We start from the raw sequence: 335 nt of genomic DNA on the forward strand, positions 1-335 counted from the left end.
CGCGCCGCTTTGCCTGTTCGTTCCCACTCCCAGAAAAAACTCGCGCCGCCGGTCAGTTGCCGCTGCAGGATGACGTGATGGTCGTCGTAGTCGTAGCGCTCGCTGTCGCCGACCGCGTTGGTTGCGGCCAGCAGGCGTTGGCGGGGATCGAAGCGGTAGCTGACCAGCGTCTGCTCGGTCGTCCATTCGCCTTGGGCAAAGACCTGATAATCAACCGCCACCAGTTGCGCCCGGTCATAACGCAACAACAGCGAACGTCCGGCGCCGTTGTCCAGGCGCTGAATCCGGTCGGCGCGATCGCGCTGCACGGTCAGACGATTGCCGAACACATCGCT

The 335-nt window shown here is 63.6% G+C and carries 1 pseudogene; it reads right to left on the reverse strand.

Annotated features, from left to right (window positions below):
• Nucleotides 1-335 (reverse strand): annotated as a pseudogene (locus HU755_RS27020) (RHS repeat protein); the annotation flags it as partial.

Source organism: Pseudomonas sp. SWRI111, from assembly GCF_014268555.1.
In the GTDB taxonomy this organism is placed as follows: Bacteria; Pseudomonadota; Gammaproteobacteria; order Pseudomonadales; family Pseudomonadaceae; genus Aquipseudomonas; species Aquipseudomonas hamedanensis.